At 44.1% G+C, this 16770-nt stretch carries 17 protein-coding genes; 4 read left to right on the forward strand and 13 right to left on the reverse strand.

Annotated features, from left to right (window positions below; genetic code table 11):
- Positions 1–49: 49 nt before the first annotated feature.
- The 3 genes from NBH16_RS06345 to NBH16_RS06355 are packed head-to-tail and all read right to left on the reverse strand — an operon-like array spanning position 50 to position 3772.
- Positions 50–1765 carry a hypothetical protein gene (locus NBH16_RS06345; protein ID WP_135947234.1) on the reverse strand — a complete coding sequence of 572 codons (1716 nt, stop codon included), beginning with the start codon at positions 1763–1765 and terminating at the stop codon, positions 50–52.
- A 13-nt stretch (positions 1766–1778) separates the two neighbouring features.
- Complete coding sequence (locus tag NBH16_RS06350) at positions 1779–2378, reverse strand: hypothetical protein (protein WP_178869893.1); 600 nt, start codon at positions 2376–2378, stop codon at positions 1779–1781.
- Between the two features lie 20 nt (positions 2379–2398).
- Positions 2399–3772: an ATP-binding protein gene (locus NBH16_RS06355; protein WP_178869895.1), complete on the reverse strand. Its 1374-nt coding sequence runs from the start codon at positions 3770–3772 to the stop codon at positions 2399–2401.
- A gap of 484 nt (positions 3773–4256) precedes the next feature.
- Here NBH16_RS06355 and NBH16_RS06360 point away from each other — a divergent pair, with 484 nt between their 5' ends.
- Positions 4257–4835, forward strand: a complete 579-nt coding sequence (locus NBH16_RS06360) for a metallophosphoesterase (protein ID WP_178869897.1) — start codon at positions 4257–4259, stop codon at positions 4833–4835.
- 1 nt (position 4836) lies between these two features.
- Positions 4837–5604: a metallophosphoesterase gene (locus NBH16_RS06365; RefSeq protein WP_178869909.1), complete on the forward strand. Its 768-nt coding sequence runs from the start codon at positions 4837–4839 to the stop codon at positions 5602–5604.
- A 238-nt stretch (positions 5605–5842) separates the two neighbouring features.
- On the opposite strand, the gene NBH16_RS06370 is transcribed toward NBH16_RS06365, so the two are convergent.
- The 5 genes from NBH16_RS06370 to NBH16_RS06390 all read right to left on the reverse strand — a co-directional run bounded on the left by NBH16_RS06370 (position 5843) and on the right by NBH16_RS06390 (position 9568).
- Positions 5843–7333, reverse strand: a complete 1491-nt coding sequence (locus tag NBH16_RS06370; protein WP_118108275.1) for a type II toxin-antitoxin system HipA family toxin — start codon at positions 7331–7333, stop codon at positions 5843–5845.
- 11 nt (positions 7334–7344) lie between these two features.
- Positions 7345–7653, reverse strand: a complete 309-nt coding sequence (locus NBH16_RS06375) for a helix-turn-helix domain-containing protein (RefSeq protein ID WP_013612025.1) — start codon at positions 7651–7653, stop codon at positions 7345–7347.
- Between the two features lie 500 nt (positions 7654–8153).
- Positions 8154–8570, reverse strand: coding sequence for a hypothetical protein (locus tag NBH16_RS06380; protein WP_250788239.1), 417 nt, complete (start codon positions 8568–8570; stop codon positions 8154–8156).
- A 160-nt stretch (positions 8571–8730) separates the two neighbouring features.
- Positions 8731–9195 carry an HU family DNA-binding protein gene (locus tag NBH16_RS06385; RefSeq protein WP_008773523.1) on the reverse strand — a complete coding sequence of 155 codons (465 nt, stop codon included), beginning with the start codon at positions 9193–9195 and terminating at the stop codon, positions 8731–8733.
- Positions 9196–9205: 10 nt separating this feature from the next.
- The gene (locus tag NBH16_RS06390) at positions 9206–9568 is read right to left on the reverse strand and encodes a hypothetical protein (protein ID WP_250788240.1); all 363 of its coding nucleotides are present in this window, start codon (positions 9566–9568) and stop codon (positions 9206–9208) included.
- 372 nt (positions 9569–9940) lie between these two features.
- Between NBH16_RS06390 and NBH16_RS06395 the strand changes: the two genes are divergently transcribed.
- Entirely contained in the window at positions 9941–10177 is a 237-nt protein-coding gene (locus NBH16_RS06395; RefSeq protein ID WP_008773525.1) for a hypothetical protein, read from the forward strand.
- Positions 10144–10485: a type II toxin-antitoxin system RelE/ParE family toxin gene (locus tag NBH16_RS06400; RefSeq protein WP_250788241.1), complete on the forward strand. Its 342-nt coding sequence runs from the start codon at positions 10144–10146 to the stop codon at positions 10483–10485. The genes NBH16_RS06395 and NBH16_RS06400 overlap by 34 nt, the downstream gene beginning before the upstream one ends.
- Positions 10486–10554: 69 nt before the next feature.
- On the opposite strand, the gene ilvC is transcribed toward NBH16_RS06400, so the two are convergent.
- The 5 genes from ilvC to ilvD are packed head-to-tail and all read right to left on the reverse strand — an operon-like array spanning position 10555 to position 16522.
- Complete coding sequence (gene ilvC, locus NBH16_RS06405; RefSeq protein ID WP_005864389.1) at positions 10555–11598, reverse strand: ketol-acid reductoisomerase; 1044 nt, start codon at positions 11596–11598, stop codon at positions 10555–10557.
- A 49-nt stretch (positions 11599–11647) separates the two neighbouring features.
- Positions 11648–12373 carry an acyl-[acyl-carrier-protein] thioesterase gene (locus NBH16_RS06410; protein WP_005864388.1) on the reverse strand — a complete coding sequence of 242 codons (726 nt, stop codon included), beginning with the start codon at positions 12371–12373 and terminating at the stop codon, positions 11648–11650.
- A 6-nt stretch (positions 12374–12379) separates the two neighbouring features.
- On the reverse strand, positions 12380–12934 hold the full coding sequence (gene ilvN / locus NBH16_RS06415; RefSeq protein ID WP_008780057.1) for an acetolactate synthase small subunit: 555 nt from the start codon (positions 12932–12934) through the stop codon (positions 12380–12382).
- A gap of 15 nt (positions 12935–12949) precedes the next feature.
- Positions 12950–14653 (reverse strand): biosynthetic-type acetolactate synthase large subunit, encoded by a 1704-nt coding sequence (ilvB, locus tag NBH16_RS06420; protein ID WP_048927571.1) that lies wholly within the window; start codon positions 14651–14653, stop codon positions 12950–12952.
- 33 nt (positions 14654–14686) lie between these two features.
- Positions 14687–16522 (reverse strand): dihydroxy-acid dehydratase, encoded by a 1836-nt coding sequence (gene ilvD / locus NBH16_RS06425; RefSeq protein WP_250788242.1) that lies wholly within the window; start codon positions 16520–16522, stop codon positions 14687–14689.
- Between the last annotated feature and the right edge of the window lie 248 nt (positions 16523–16770).

The following is a 16770-nucleotide window of genomic DNA, read 5'->3' on the forward strand; positions in this document are numbered from 1 at the left end:
AATTGGGAATCCACAACTTTCAGGTTGTAAATTAAGGAATCCTCTGATTTTATGCCTGAATGTATAGCATTTTATTATTCGGACACCGAGCCTCAAGTTCAAATCCATAACTTCCATTTGATACGGTCTGGTAATTCTCGTCCCCATCCTTGATAGTTAAAATTTTCACTTTCTTCCATCTATCGGCTTCTTTGTAGAAGAAATAATCCCCTACATTGATATTGATATTATCAATTTTCAGGCAAACTATAGTATGCTGTTTATAGTACTTATGCGGCACAGCGACTTCACTTACTTTTGGGCTGAAATCAATCAATCCTTTATCAAATAACATACTTTGAACTTCCTGCTTATTTATGATACCATCTTCTATCTCAAAATAAAGATTAAACAATTGCCATGTATAGCACAAGCCTCTTTTTTCATTAACCGCATCTTTTATCTGTTGTTGATTAAATGGAGGAATAGTTCTTGATAGAGGTTCTACACCCCTTTCATTATTAACGATGTACAAGCCAAAAACGTCAAATCTTTGCTGTTCCTCTCTTCTTCGAAAAACATTTTTAAAAATCTGACTACATTGAGCATCGGTTGAAGTTCCATTAATACCTTTTATTTCTATAAGGAGCAATCCGTTGTCTTCAGTCTCAATTTGAACATCTTCCTCATTGAAATCTTTATCAAGTTCTTTATCTTTATCAATTACATTTTTAAACCCCAACCATTTAAAATATTTTATACAAGCCTCAACTAACTCATCTCCCGTTGCTGTAAGAAGTTTATGCAAAAATGAGTATTCATTGTTATTCTTTTCTATTCTTTTATCCAAAACCGCCAGACTCTCATTATATTTTGCAATTAACTCCTCTTTTTCTTTAAGCAATTCTTCTTGTCTTGGTAAATAATAAGTTGGCTGATTTAACCATAATGACTCTTCCACTTCCGGAAAATATTCAGAGAAATATTTAAATACAAATTCTTGCATTACTTTTTGCAACAATTCACGCTTCCTCTTTGTTCGAGGCAACACCAAAATTATATCGCTCTTGCTTAACCAAAGGTAAGAAACAATACCTCCTGCTCTATTCATTAACAGGGGTAAAAATTGCTCATCTTTGACCCTTTTCCCGTCATTATCCCATTTTGTTGGATGCTCATACACTTGACAATAGGAGATATCGTCAAGGAAAGATTCAAACAAAATTCTTGATAAATTGCTTTCACATAACTTCACCTCAGAGCCAACCATAGAAGACACACAAAAATCCCCCAAGTGTTCGTAATTATTGTGTTCAACTCTCCGCCCTGAATAACTAACAGTTATATCCTCAAAAACATATTCTACTAAATTATAAGGAGCTTGAAACGCTATTCTAATTGCAGGTTTATTTCTGTGTTTATGAATATCTTCATTCAACACGAAACTTCCAAATGGACATGGATCAAACACCGTTTGAGGTGCATTACTTACAAAATAGTATACTTTTGTTCCCAAGATTTCCTTCCTTGTATTCTCTTGTATACTATACGGAATTTTATCAGACTTCACCATATCTTCGATGAATATGTCATACTCATGTATATTTTGAGGCAGTTTATAATTAAGTAACAAATTCAAACCCCGGTAATTTTTTCCAGACACATCAATAGGTTTTCCCAAACTTCCATCATAAACATCAAACCTCTCATTGAGGTAATCCGAACAATCCTTATCTAAATCCAAGCAACAAATCTTGGTTTTTACACGTTTTGTCTCTGTAGCCATATAAATTAGATTTTTAATCACCTTCACAAAAGTTTGTCCAATCTTTGGACACATATTCCTTTTCAAACTCCTCCAAGTCTTCCTTGATACGTTCACGGAAACTCTCTTCACTATCATCGCCACTCATCATCCAATCTACACGAGTAGCATATATCTCTGCTATACGAATTTGCCGATATGCCTCTTTCATCGCATCAATCGTCTCATTCGACAGTTCCAATACATCAGCATTATACGGATAATGGTCATAATAACAATGATGGATTGAGTACAATACCGGAATCTGTTCGTCATCAGGAACATCTGACATATATCGCTTTTTCGATTGGAAAATCACTCCATCATCAAAGAATCGTCGGTCTGCGTATTTTTGTTCCGCCTTGACAATGGTTTTATCTCTCAGAAGAAAAGACTCCGCATCTTCATAGCTCCCAAAACTCATGAAATCTTTATAACTATGGTATGAGCCAAAGCAATCTTTCTCGTAAATAGTCCAATAATCCTCTTGAACTTTCTCCGGCTTTGGTTGTAAAGCCCTTGCAATATCACGCTCAATAGTATTGGCAATCTCACGCATTGCGTATGTGCTCCTATCAAAATATCCTCCACTCATAGTTCTTTAATTTAGTCAATTCATTTCATCAACTCAACAACACTTTCCGGCAACATCGTATTCCTTACATCATCTTTCGGTGCATTCTTAAGAAATAATACCGGGAGAATATTGTAATTCTTGGTAAATGGCAGCAGGTTGGCTTTACGGAGAAGCTCGGCTGTAAGTTGTTTGCCATTCTCCTGGTTTGTCCATTTGCATTCGCCAACTAACAAATATTTTTTATCAAGCGACTCGGCCATCACATCAATCTCTATTTGTTCCGGCTTCTTATCCTCATTGAGAAGCGGTCCCCACCAGCGCTTTGCCTTACCGTAAACAATTCCATTGACCATATTTCCCGTTACAGCGTCCCTGCATAGTTTTTCCCAATGCATACTCACATACTCCGAGAAATGGGCTGCCAAAGCCTGTTCTAATGGCAAACGACGACCAAGCTCGATGAACGAACGGTTTGGTACAACAAATTGATAATAGAACGCCATAAATGGGTCTGCAATCTTATATAGGCTCTTTTTCGCATTCTTTTCGTCAATTCCGAACGGAACATCTTTCTCTAAAAATCCGAGATCGATAAGTTTCTTCAACGGACGCGACAGATTAGTTGCAGGCTCATTACATCTGGCAGCAATCTCAGAAAGACGATTTGCACCGGAGCCGATATAGGACATGATTGTAGAAGTCTTGACAATATCCTTCACATCATCCTGAAACAGTTTTATCGGCTCCTCGTAAAGAGTCCCATTTATCGAAAGGATATTGTGCCACAACGCATCGGAAAGTGAGTTTCTGTTTTCTCTTAGTTCCCAATAACGAGGTACACCGCCCCATACAGCATACTCTTCAACGGCACTCACAGCGTCAAGGTTCAAAGCCTCCTGAATATACGGCAAACGTATCGGCGTAAGTCTCATTATCTCATCAGCACGCCCATATAGAGGTGCAGTAGAATCAAGAAACAGTCCATACATCATATTCTGTGATGAACCACAAAGTACAAGATTATACTTCAACTGCTTCTCATCAACAAGTTTCTGCAACACTGACGGCAGTTCCGGGGATTGCTCCACAAGATATGGATATTCATCCAAGCATAATGTGAAACGCTTGTCTGTGCGATAATTGACCGCACGAAACAGAGATTCCCAATCCGGATAAGTCAGCTTATCAAAATCAGGAAATACTTGTGCTACCACCTTTGCAAGCAAAGTTCTTTGATGTTGCCCTTCGGAACGGTCGGCAAGGAAATATACATCACTGTCCAACAACACCCTTTTGATAAGTGTTGACTTACCCAACCGCCTGCGACCGTACACTACGACCAACGAGGACTTCTCTCTTGAAAGAGCATCCCTCAGTCGTGCTGTTTCTTCTATTCTATCAACGAAGTTCATATTACGCTTTTATTATGCTATGCAAACATAATGTTTTTATAGCATAACACAAAATTTTGAGCCAAGTATTTTCTGCATGGCAAAAGAATTTAATGTAAAATGATGTGTGATTGGGATTTATTTACTAATTTTGCACCGCTTTTGAGACAATATAAACATTAACGATGCAAAGAAACAGAATGAACATATTATCAATCACAACCGCAATTCTGAGCAATAAACGCACAGAATCCGTGTCGAGTGTTCATGTTTCATGCATTGAACCTCGTAGAGTAAATACTTTCCAGCGAACATAGCAAGTACTTTATTGTACTTTGAGAGAATAGAAACTGAATAGTTGGAGAGTCTTTACCAAACTTTCCAACTTTTTTTGTTATGCCCATTTGTGACAGTTGCCTTTACGATGCTCTTCTGCCATTTCCGTCTGATGGGCTGTTAGTAACCGGATTATTAACGTGCAGTGATGCACATAAATTGAGAAGAAATGAGCTATAAATTTGACGGTAGTAAGGTGTTCTTTACATCTGACACCCATTTTTATCATGGGAATATCATTCGTTTCTGTAACAGACCGTTCAAGGATGTGGAGATGATGAATGAAACTATCATAGCCAATTGGAATAATACAATCGGACAAGATGATATCGTGTTTCATTTGGGCGATTTCTGTCTTGGCGGTTCAGCCGAATGGACTAAAATCCTTGACAGGTTGAACGGAAAGATATATCTGATTATGGGCAACCATGATTTGAAGAATATACGCCAAGGTTACATTGACAGATTTGAGTATGTGGCAATGCAGATGCACATAGAAATCGGAAAACAGAGGATATATTTGAACCATTATCCCTTTCTATGCTTTGATGGTGGATACAAGGATGTATGGCAACTGTTCGGGCACGTTCACACACGGAAGAACAATACCGGTATTGATGCAGACAGGCTTCAGTATCTTTATCCGACACAATACGATGTAGGTGTTGATAACAACAATTTTACACCTGTATCATTTGAACAGGTCAAAAGGATAATAACCAAACAAATAGAAAAAGGAGGACTGTAAAATGAAAATACAATATATGAGCGACCTGCATTTAGAGTTCAGCGACAACAGCAGGTGGATAAAACATAATGAATTGCCTGTAACGGGCGATGTTCTGGTGCTTGCCGGAGATATATTCTATCTGAAAAACGAAGTTGCGCCTTTGGCTAATTTCTGGAAATGGGCATCTGAGAATTATCGTCAGGTGCTCATTGTGCCCGGAAACCATGAGTATTACAATTATTGTGATGTGATGGATAAGGGATTGCAATGGAATTGGATGTTCAAGAAGAATGTAGGATATTATCAGAATAAGGTAGTGCGGATTGATGATACCGATTTCATCATGAGCACTTTGTGGTCTCAGATTTCTCCATCTGACGAGTATTTTGTATGGAAAGGTATGAACGATTTTCGGCAGATAATGTATAATAGCAAATTGCTCCAGACAGAGGAATTCAATAAGATGCACAGTTTCTGTTTGGATTTTATCAAACAAAGTCTGGCAGAAAGTACTGCGAAACACATTGTGGCGGTGACTCATCATCTTCCAACATTGGAGGTCGTCGCCCCTCACCATAAGGGTTCTGTGCTGAATAGTGCTTTTGCAACTGAATTGAGTAGGCTTATTGCCGACAGTCGCATTGACGCATGGATTTATGGGCATTCGCATACCAACATTGATGCTGAGATAAACGGAACAAAGGTCGTTTGCAATCAGATGGGGTATGTTTTTGAAAACGAACATATCGCCAACGGTTTTGATCCGGGCAAGTTCCTTGTCTTGTAGCAAATATTGTCTTGGTTGATATGCTTTAAGACCTTAATGTATCATATAGTAAATAAAAAAGCTCGGTTTTGCATATTATATGATATGTTGTGATGGAGTATTTTCAGTTATTTGAATTTTTCGAATAACTGAAAATACTGATTTTTACCATTACATAATTATCGTAACGCAAACATCGTAATGATCACCCAGCATCCTCATTGTAAAGGGGTTTTCTTTTGGTCAGCATAACTTAACCTTACAGATTAAAACATTTTTCCACCAGAGTTTTCAAATACTCAGTCGTAAGATTTGCCAAACCAATTTGTTCTATATAGGCAAAGTCTGCATTCTTTTTATTTATCACAAATTTCCTTTCTACGCCATCAATGCTTGCCAGCAGATGGTAATTCCCTTTATAAGTTTGCTCAACACGCATATTGCTGATGGTGTGTCCATCGATTTCCATTGCAGCATCTTCGACTTCGCACTCCCATTCGCCCCATACCTTCAGGTGGTTGGCGATAGTTGACTCTACTCTGCCTATCCATGATTCTGACACACCATTCTCTATTGCTATTGTACGGAATTGCTTCAATGAAGAAACAACATCTTTGATGATAGCATCGGGGCGACGAATTCCGTTATCACGGGCAAATTCAATAACATCCGAGCGTGTGATGTCATACAGTTTGGCTCGAATATACATGCAATGCTCCTTGTTCGGCAAATAGCCGCCCCTGTCAATGATGTAGGTAATATCGTATGCAGGAGCAAGACGCCAGGCACCATCTTCATTCATAATAAATGAAAAGTTCTTGTTATGGTCGTCTGTGTTATTCGACAGAATATTGAAGACCATTCTTCGAAATACTTCCTGACAATCTGCATCCGGTAGATGGAGTTTGCGGCAAACAGAAGTCAATTGCTCATAACTCTCTGCATCGGGATATATGGCAGCCAAAGTCTGTGTATGAATCTTTTTTCCACCATTACGATCAAACCGTCTGGTTAAAAAATGATTGTTTCCATCCACTGAATATAACATTGACGGCATCATATTGATACCTGCCATAGTTGCCAACTTATAATAAGTCATTTCTAATTCTGCCGAACAATATTCGGAGTTACCAAATTTGAGAAGATAATAGTCATATCCTTCCAAAGCTGCAATTTGACCGCTTCGTATCTCTCCTGTTTCTCTGTTTATCGCAATAATCGCTTTCGGCTGACGCCCCCCAGCGGATGTACCTACAGTCAACAAAGATTGCATGGTTATGGACTCCTCCGGCATAATACGGGCATTCTCCCTTTCTACAAAAATGCGTTCTGCCAAATCTGCCAACGACTTAACATCTATTTTTTCTGTTCTTCGCTCCCTGTTAGTTTCCGGAATAAATTCTAACGCTCCCATTCCTCGTCTGCCAATAAACGAGAGCTTATCCAACGGATTTATCTCTGAATTGGATATTTTTTGCTGTTGACGCCATAAATCAAACAATTGGTTACCCCAGGCATCAGGCAATGAATCTGCGACAAATGCCGGAAGCTTCTGGTAAATCTTGGCATCTTCACCCCAAACAGGCAACAGCCCTCTGGTACCATCAACAGGTGCAACCAAAGGGGATATATTCAATCCTTTTCTGATAAAATCGGGATTATATGTGAAATAAGAAAGATGTCGGCGTTCATCCCAAGCCAAGCGACCAATTTCTTCTTCCCAAAGTATTATTTTTAACGACTTCATCATATCTGTATGTCTTATTTAGAGTGTCTGATTCGTTGCGCTTTTTTCTCATTTTCACGCATAAGATAAGGCGATTCGGGCAATTCCGGCAAAATATCGTCTAAAGAATTAATCTGACCTACCACCTTCAACAAGAGAATAAATGTTGACAATGAAAGATTGCCTGCCGTACCATTTTCAAACTTGTGTATGGTAGTCAGTCCGACACCTGAGAGTTCCGACACTTCTTTTTGTGTCAGATTGCACCGCATTCTATATTCCTTAAAACGAGTCCCCAACATGCGTACTAGCTCAGGAGTGGAGTATTCAAACAAATCTTTCATATTTATATATCATTATACTGATAATTAAATACTATATATCGCCATTATATTCACTGTATTGATATTTACAATACAAAAGTAGTAATATGTTTTGAAATAGCCAACGAATGCGCATAATTATTGACTTGCCAAAAGAAAAAGATACTCAACTTGACTTTAATGACCGTTATTATATACACGGGCAATAAAGTTAAGTCAAACAGAGGGAAAAGAAAGATTTACCCGACTGATTTTTCTTTTCGCCAGCAATCGGTATAAGTCACTTCGTATTCAATCTTGGAGAAATAATCTGCGGTATAATCACAACATAATAACAGATGAAGCACCCTACAACATCTTTCGAAATATCATTGAAAGACTTACAAAATTACACCCAAAATCGCCTTTTTTATCAAAGTCTTCTCATTTGTTTCCTTGTACCGGAAAAACGCATTATCTTTGCAAAAGTTCAGCGCAGGAAAAGGGGCAAAATCAGACTTTCCTACCATTTAAGTTTCAAACTATTGGTAGTCAATTGGTCTAACATGCTGCGTCGGTATCCAAAAGCCGCCATTGTCTAACGTTTGCGCCGGCTCAGAATCCTCAAAGCGGAACTCTACCCCGTCCGGATTCGCCGTGTTCGCCAGCTGTACACGTACAGCCATGCCCTTCGTGAAGTTCTCGATATTGAAATTCAAGCTCCAAGTAGCCATCGGATCCCACTTGTAGATAAAGCTATAAGCTACAGGATCCAGAGTATTGGAAAACCGTACCTCCCCTTCCGCCTGGCTCTGTCGAGCCCCGGGTGTCATTCCCGCCGGGCTCGCCGACCCGGCCATACCCCAAGCCAGTCCATGCCCCGGCCATGCGGCGCATAAACATAAGACCATCGCGATGAGCGACAACCTCATACTAATTCCTCGTAAAATTGTTTTCATAAGCAATAAATTTATAGATAGGTGTTTTTACATTCGTAATGCGTATCGACATCTCCCCTATGATAAGACATCGATACGCTAGCCAGAAAGATATTCCCGCCGGTGGCCCGGATACGCTAGCCGTCCCAAGCCCCGGCGGGGATATGCCAGAGGAGCCGGATCAGATCTCATCCGGGCTCTCGGAATCGCCGCCACCGCCCTGTCCGGGATCGGTGGTCTTTGCGTCGGCCGGCAGCTCCACCCAGAAGATGTTGTCGCTGATCAGCGAGCGGACCATGTTGCGTCCGCTGCCGCTCCTGCGAGCCTCGGGGATGAAGCGCACGCGTACGCCGGCGATCTGCGCGGCGCTCACGTCCTTCTCGTCCGCTACCCCGTTCTTGATCGTATTGGCGGTGTAGTAGAACGTGCCCAGGCCGTCCATCTTCACTGTACGGCCTTGCGCCATATAATCGGCCAAGACACCCGCGAGGTCCTTCAAGACGGCGTACGTGTCCGCACGGCTCACGGTGGAGATCTGCGCCAAGCGGTCCGCCACCTCATCGGTGTTGACCGGCTTGCCTACCGTAACGGCCATGGGATACCACAGTCCGTTGACTTTCTGCTTCTTTTTCTTATAAAATGCCATAATGTCATTTTTAAAGGTTAATGGCTACCTGCCGGAAAGGGGAAAATGAGACTCCGGCACCGAACCCCGTCCGGTCCGACACCGAACGAGGTCTGGTGTCGGACTGAACAGGGTCTGGTGTCGGACCTGTCAAAACAGCCTTTTTCAAGGCGGGAGACCACCTTCCCGGCTTGCTGCCAAGATGTCGTGCGCCGGGATTCTCTCGCCATTCCCGGCTTAGCGTGTCGTGTCGGTGGGATGACCTTTCCCGCATAGGCTGTCCGCAAACACGACGAGCCGGTCCGCGGAGGAAATCCTCCACGAACCGGCTCGTCGTACAAACAGAATATATATAGGTCAGCTTGCTTGTTACACAATTATTCCGATTTATCAAGTGCGTACTGATAAAAAAGGTTAACATTATATATCCATCACACATTATCATATGATTTTCATATACTCTTTTAATGAATAAGACGTAGTAAATATAAGAAATAAAAAAATATGTAATAAAGGCCTGCACGCCCCACCCCCCAAAATTCATGCTTATTATGTGTATATAGCGGATAAGCGATTAAAAATAGCGGTTATGTGACATAAATAAATTTGAATACCATTTTAAGGGAATGGAGGCGGGGCATGCCCCGCCTCTACAACTGGGTAATAAGTTAATCCTATAGACCTACTTTTTTCCTTACCAAATATCTTATTACATGGAAATTATTCCATACATTTGCCACAGTACTAATTAATAACGATTACGACTATGACAAAATTAAGCAACATCCCCGCCAAGGAAACTACGGCCAAGACCGCAAAGACACGTAAGACCAAGACCGGACCCGCAAAGCTCAAGTGGGATCCTACCAAGCCGATGCAATTCACCCAAGAAGAGATCTGGGAACATATCCATGAGATTGAGAAGGGACCGTTCCTAACCCTAGATGAAGGTTTTAAACGTTTTGAGGCATGGAAGCAAGACCTACTCAAAAGCAGGTTATAACCAGTAGTTTATTTTGGGAAAGTTACGATAATGTATATGTTCAAGGCCTTGACTTATTTGGATTCTACCAAGCGGAATTATACGCTAACAAGATAAAATCCATCTTATACGAGTTAGACCAAACCTATCCTTATTATCCCGAATGCCGACACCTAGCCACGAAAAGCCGCATGTACCGGAACATCATCCTAGATTCACACCTTATCATCTACCGCATCACCGAGGAACGCATCGAGGTACTGGACATCGTCGATTCCGCATCCAGCATGCGAAAGATCAAGAAAACAAAGAATATCCACATCGAATAACACAAAGAAAGGCGAGCCACCCGTAAGTGACCCGCCTCTTTTTGCTGATATATAAGGATTAAGATTGGATTAGTTGTTCTCCGGACGAAGCTTGCGTACAGTAACAGCTGTCTGCCACATCTCGCTCTCGCGCAATGCCTTCAATTCAGCCTCCAATTTCTCACGATAATCCGGCTTGGAGTTAGAGTCGATAGAGATCTGAGCCTCGTTACCGCATTTTACGTTCGCGTACAATTTCTCGACAACCGGCTTGATTGCGTCGTGGAACGGACCCATCCAGTCCAAAGCGCCACGCTGGGCGGTAGTAGAGCAGTTCGCGTACATCCAGTCCATACCATTCTTGGCGAATAAAGGCATCAAGGATTGAGTCAACTCCTCGACCGTCTCGTTGAAAGCCTCGGAAGGAGTATGTCCATTCTCGCGCAATACCTCATACTGGGCCAACAACAAACCTTGGATAGCGCCCATCAAGGAACCACGCTCACCAGTCAAATCGGAAGTAGCCTCACGGATGAAAGTCGTCTCGAACAAGTAGCCGGAACCGATACCGATACCCAACGCCAACGTACGATCCATCGCCTTGCCAGTAGCGTCTTGATAGATAGCGAAAGAAGAGTTCAAGCCACGACCCTCAAGGAACATGGAACGCAAAGACGTACCAGACCCCTTCGGAGCGACCATGATCACGTCAATATCCGCGGGAGGAACAACGCCCGTACGATCGTTCCAAGTGATCGCGAAACCATGAGAGAAATACAGGGCCTTGCCAGCTGTCAAATAAGGCTTCATCGTAGGCCATACAGACATTACGGCAGCGTCGGACAACAAGCACATGATGATCGTGGCCTTGTCGCAAGCCTCCTCGATACCGAACAGAGTCTCACCCGGAACCCATCCGTCCTCAACCGCTTTATCGTAAGTCTTACCTTGGCGCTGGCCAACGATTACGTTGAAGCCATTGTCACGAAGGTTCAATGACTGTCCCGGTCCCTGTACGCCATAGCCGATAACAGCGATTGTCTCATCTTTTAATATCTCTCTTGCCTTTTCCAACGGAAATTCCTCGCGGGTCATTACATTCTCTACAACACCGCCAAAATTCATTTGTGCCATTTTCTTTTTAACTATTAATGTTTAAAAACCTATTTATGTATCTCTTTTATTATCTCCAAGTAACCGCCGCACGACAGATCGCCTTTCCCTCATGGCAAATAGCCATGTCTTGCTTATCGGGAGCGGACTCCGCCTTATGAAGCGTAAGCGGCATACCTTGTTTACCCTCGGATTGGTAGGCGATCTCCAGACGGCCGATCTCACGGGTCTTGAACTGGTCGATATCGAACAAATCCAAAAGATGCTCGATATACTTCACGCTATTGAAGTGACCGTTGATATCCAAGTCGCTGTATTTGATCGAATACGGGATTCCCTCCGCCTTATTCTCCGCCGGCATGATCTTGCCCGGCTTCTCGATCGGGCACGGACGCTCGTCGATATATTTGCCCAATGCCTCTATATCCAATAAGGTAGGACGGCGGGTCTCCACGTCGATAGCCGCCCAAATAGAACGGGCGAATCCAAAGGTTTTCCCATTCTCATCCGCCAGCTCGAAACAACGACTGGTGAAGAGGCGTCCGACCTCATCGATCCAAGTGTATAGATTAATCTTATCGAAGGCGGTAGGATATTCCTTCATCTCGATAGCCAGACGGGACAACACCCAAGCCGTATGACGCTCCGACATATCATTGAAACCGAACCCACGCTCTCCGGCATGGCTGGAAGCGGCGTGAATCAAATAGTTACCAATCATAGGGAGCGTTACACGTCCCCTGAAATCCATCAAATACGGCTCCGCCACGAAATGAAATAATCCTACTTTCTCCATATCTTATTATTGTTGCTTTTCATGTAACTTTCGCTCCATATCGGCCAACATATCGCTCAAGCGCTCCACCTTGCTCTTCGTGATAGCCACACGTCCGGAGCGGATGAATTGCAGGACACCGATCGTCTCGCTCAACTCATTGAACAAGGCTTGTGTCTCGTCATAGTGGCCACTCTTCTCCAACACCACGCAGGTCTCGTTCATCTCCAAGATACGAGCGTTGTATTTACGGATCAATCCCTCCACGGTTCCCATCTTGATGAAAAGCTCGGTACTTAGCTTATAAAGGGCGATCTCTTGATAAACCAGATCCTCATCCGTATTATAATAAGCCTTCAAGATATCCACACGTTTATCGATCTGTTTCACCACCTTATCGATCATATCCTCATCGGCGAATGTCGTGATCGTAAACTTATGGATGCCCTTGATAGCGGACGGAGAGACGGACAGAGTCTCGATGTTCAGCTGTCGGCGTGTAAAGATAATCGTTATCTGGTTCAAAAGACCTACGATATTCTCTGAAAAGATAATAACGGTATATAATTTCTTTGTTGTCATAGCTTCATCTCCTCCTTATTTCTCGTCTCCCATAATCATGTTTGTCACGCTTCCCCCGGCAGGAACCATCGGATATACCATTCCGCAAGTCTCCACGTTAGCGACCAACACGTAAGCGCCGTCGTGGTTTAGCATCTCAGCGATAGCGTCGTCCAATTCCTCCCGCTTTTCAACGGCACGGCCGGCGATACCATAGGCCTTGGCGATCGCCACGAAATCCGGATTCTCCATGATGGTGTTTGAATAACGCTCGTGGAAGAACAATTCTTGCCACTGACGTACCATACCTAAGAAGTTATTATTAAGAATGATAATCTTCACGTTCAGTTTCTCCTGCATGATGGTACCCAATTCCTGAATCGTCATCTGCATACCCCCATCACCGGTAAAGAAGCAGACCGTACGGTCCGGAGCCCCGAACTTTGCGCCCATAGCGGCCGGCAGACCAAATCCCATCGTACCTAAACCTCCGGAAGTCACCACGCTACGGGTTTGTTTATATTTGAAATAGCGGACGCCCATCATCTGGTTCTGCCCAACGTCGGTCACCAATACAGCGTCGTTACCGGTCGCCTCGGAAACCTTACGGACTACCTCGCCCATTTTCAGTTGGCCCTCGGTCGGATACAATTCCTTCTCGATTACCTTATCGTATTCCTCTTTCTCGTCCCGATCGAACTCGGCATTCCATTCCGGACGTTTACGTTCTTCCAGCAACGCCGTGATCATCGGTATCGTGTGCTTGGCATTCCCCAGCACCTTTACGTCCACGGCAACATTCTTGCCGATTTCCGAGTTGTCGATATCCAGATGGATAATCTTGGCTTGCTTAGCGTATGTCTTTAAATCGCCAGTCACACGGTCGTCGAAACGCATACCGATAGCGATCAATACATCACACTCATTCGTTTTCCGGTTCGGCCCTACGTTTCCATGCATGCCGAGCATTCCCTTGTTCAATGGGAAATCGGTTGGCAACGCGGATAAGCCCAATACCGTAGATCCGGCAGGTATATCATTCTTTTGGAGAAACGCTTTCAATTCCTCTTCCGCACCGCCTAACAATACTCCCTGCCCGACCAGACAGAAGGGTTTCTTCGCCTCATTGATTAAATCGGCGGCGGCCTTGATACGATCCTTATTGATATCCGGCTCCGGTTGATAACTACGTACGTAATCGACCTTCTTATATTCATATTCCACCAACCCTACTTGCGCGTCCTTCGCTAAATCCAGCACAACTGGACCCGGACGGCCTGTAGAAGCGATATAAAAAGCACGAGAAACAGCCCATGCGATCTCCTCCGGCTTGCGGATTTGATAAGCCCATTTCGTGATCGGTTGCGTGATGCCAATCACGTCGACTTCCTGAAAAGCATCGGTTCCCAACAACGGCGAGGGTACTTGACCGGCGATTACGACCATTGGCGTACTATCCATCAGCGCATCAGCGATACCCGTGATGGTATTCGTAGCGCCCGGGCCGGAAGTAACCAACGTCACTCCTACCTTGCCGGATACACGGGCATATCCTTGAGCCGCATGGGTAGCGCCTTGCTCGTGGCGCACCAATACATGCCTCAACTGGTCCCTATAATCATATAAACTGTCGTAAATAGGTATCGCCTGTCCTCCGGGATAACCGAAGATAGTATCTACTCCTTCAGCAATCAACGCTTTCAGCAAAGCTTCCGAACCGGTTATCTTTTGTTTCTCCATAAGAAATAACGTGTTTAATGTATATTATTGGCTTTAATCTTCAACAATCCTTACACCTCCCTTATCGGCGGAGCTAACCATCTTCCCGTACGCTCTCAACGCTTTCGAGACCTCACGCTGACGCGTCGGCGGCGTAAAGGCTTTCTTTCCACGTGCCTCTTCCGCTTTACGGCGCTCGGCCAACTCCTCGTCGCTCAACCGCACGTTGATGGAACGTTCCGGGATATTGATCTCGATGATATCCCCGTCTCTCACCAGTCCGATAGCGCCACCGGAAGCGGCCTCGGGAGAGATATGCCCGATAGAAAGACCGGACGTACCGCCACTGAAACGACCATCCGTGATCAAGGCGCACTCCTTACCTAAGTGACGGCTCTTTATATAAGAGGTAGGATATAACATCTCTTGCATTCCCGGCCCCCCTTTCGGACCCTCATACGTGATGACGACCACATCGCCTGAAACGACCTTGCCTCCTAAAATGCCCTCGCAAGCGGCATCCTGTGAATCGAAGACTTTCGCCGGGCCGGAGAATTTCCAAATACTCTCATCCACACCGGCGGTTTTTACAACACATCCGTCCAAGGCGATATTCCCTCTCAAAACAGCCAAGCCGCCATCCTTGGAATAAGCGTGCTCCACGTCACGGATACAACCTTCGGCACGATCCGTATCTAATTCCTTATAATAAGATTCTTGGGAGCCCATCTGGATACTGAACCGATGAGCGGGAGCGCTCTTGTATTTACGAATCGCCTCCTCCATTACGTTCGGGGAAGTGACGGCGTATTTATCAACAGCCTCGGCCAAGGTCAGGCCGTCCGCACGTCTCGTGCTGCCATCCACAAGCCCGGCTTTCATCAACTCGTTCATGATACCGAGGATTCCACCGGCACGGTTTACGTCTTGTACATGATAAGTGTGCGTATTCGGGGCTACCTTACACAGGCAAGGAGTCTTGCGGGATAACATATCGATATCCTCCATATGAAAATCGGCGCCGGCTTCTTGTGCCACGGCCAATAAGTGAAGCACTGTATTGGTAGACCCCCCCATGGCGATATCCAGCGACATGGCGTTCAAGAAAGCCTGACGGGTAGCGATGTTGCGAGGTAACACGGAATCATCCCCGTCACGATAGTATTTGTAAGCGTTCTCAACGATTTGCTTAGCCGCATCACGGAAAAGTTGGATACGGTTCTTATGGGTAGCCACGATCGTCCCGTTACCCGGAAGCGCCAGACCGATCGCCTCGTTCAAGCAGTTCATAGAGTTAGCGGTAAACATACCGGAACAACAACCGCAACCCGGACACGCATGGCGTTCCACCTGCTCGATACGCTCATCGCTTACCGATGTATCGGCAGACTCAATCATCGCGTCGATCAAATCAAGATGGCGGCCATCCAGCTCACCTGCCTCCATCGGGCCACCGGACACGAACACCGTCGGGATATTTAATCGCATGGAAGCCATAAGCATACCCGGCGTGATCTTATCGCAATTGCTGATGCAAACCATAGCGTCCGCCTTATGGGCATTTACCATATATTCCACGCTGTCCGCGATAATGTCGCGTGAAGGAAGCGAGTAAAGCATCCCATCGTGCCCCATAGCGATACCGTCGTCGATAGCGATCGTATTAAATTCAGCGGCGAAACAACCTTGTTTCTCGATCTCGGCCTTGACCAATTGCCCGATCTCATGCAAATGCGTATGCCCCGGCACGAACTGGGTAAATGAATTTACGATAGCGATAATAGGCTTGCCGAACTGTTCCTCTTTCATCCCGTTGGCACGCCATAGCGCACGGGCTCCGGCCATCCTACGACCTTCGGTGCTAAATGAGCTTCTTAACGGATTCTTCATCTCTTTCCTATTTTTTGTTCGTAGAGTGCTTTATCCACGCCTCTACCTTGATTTATTTATAATAAAAAAGCCTTTCCCTATATGGAGAAAGGCTTAAGAAATATCTCTACGACTTCACAACTTCTTACACACCTTTCTCCTTACCTACTAATGACTAGAAGGACCACCACGAGAATAATATGCAATACGTTGTTCATCATCTTTTCTTATTGTCTTTGTTTGTTTGACGCTGCAAATGTAGAACAATA

This window comes from Parabacteroides sp. Y3-G-102 (genome assembly GCF_023656845.1).
Taxonomy (GTDB): Bacteria; Bacteroidota; Bacteroidia; order Bacteroidales; family Tannerellaceae; genus Parabacteroides; species Parabacteroides distasonis.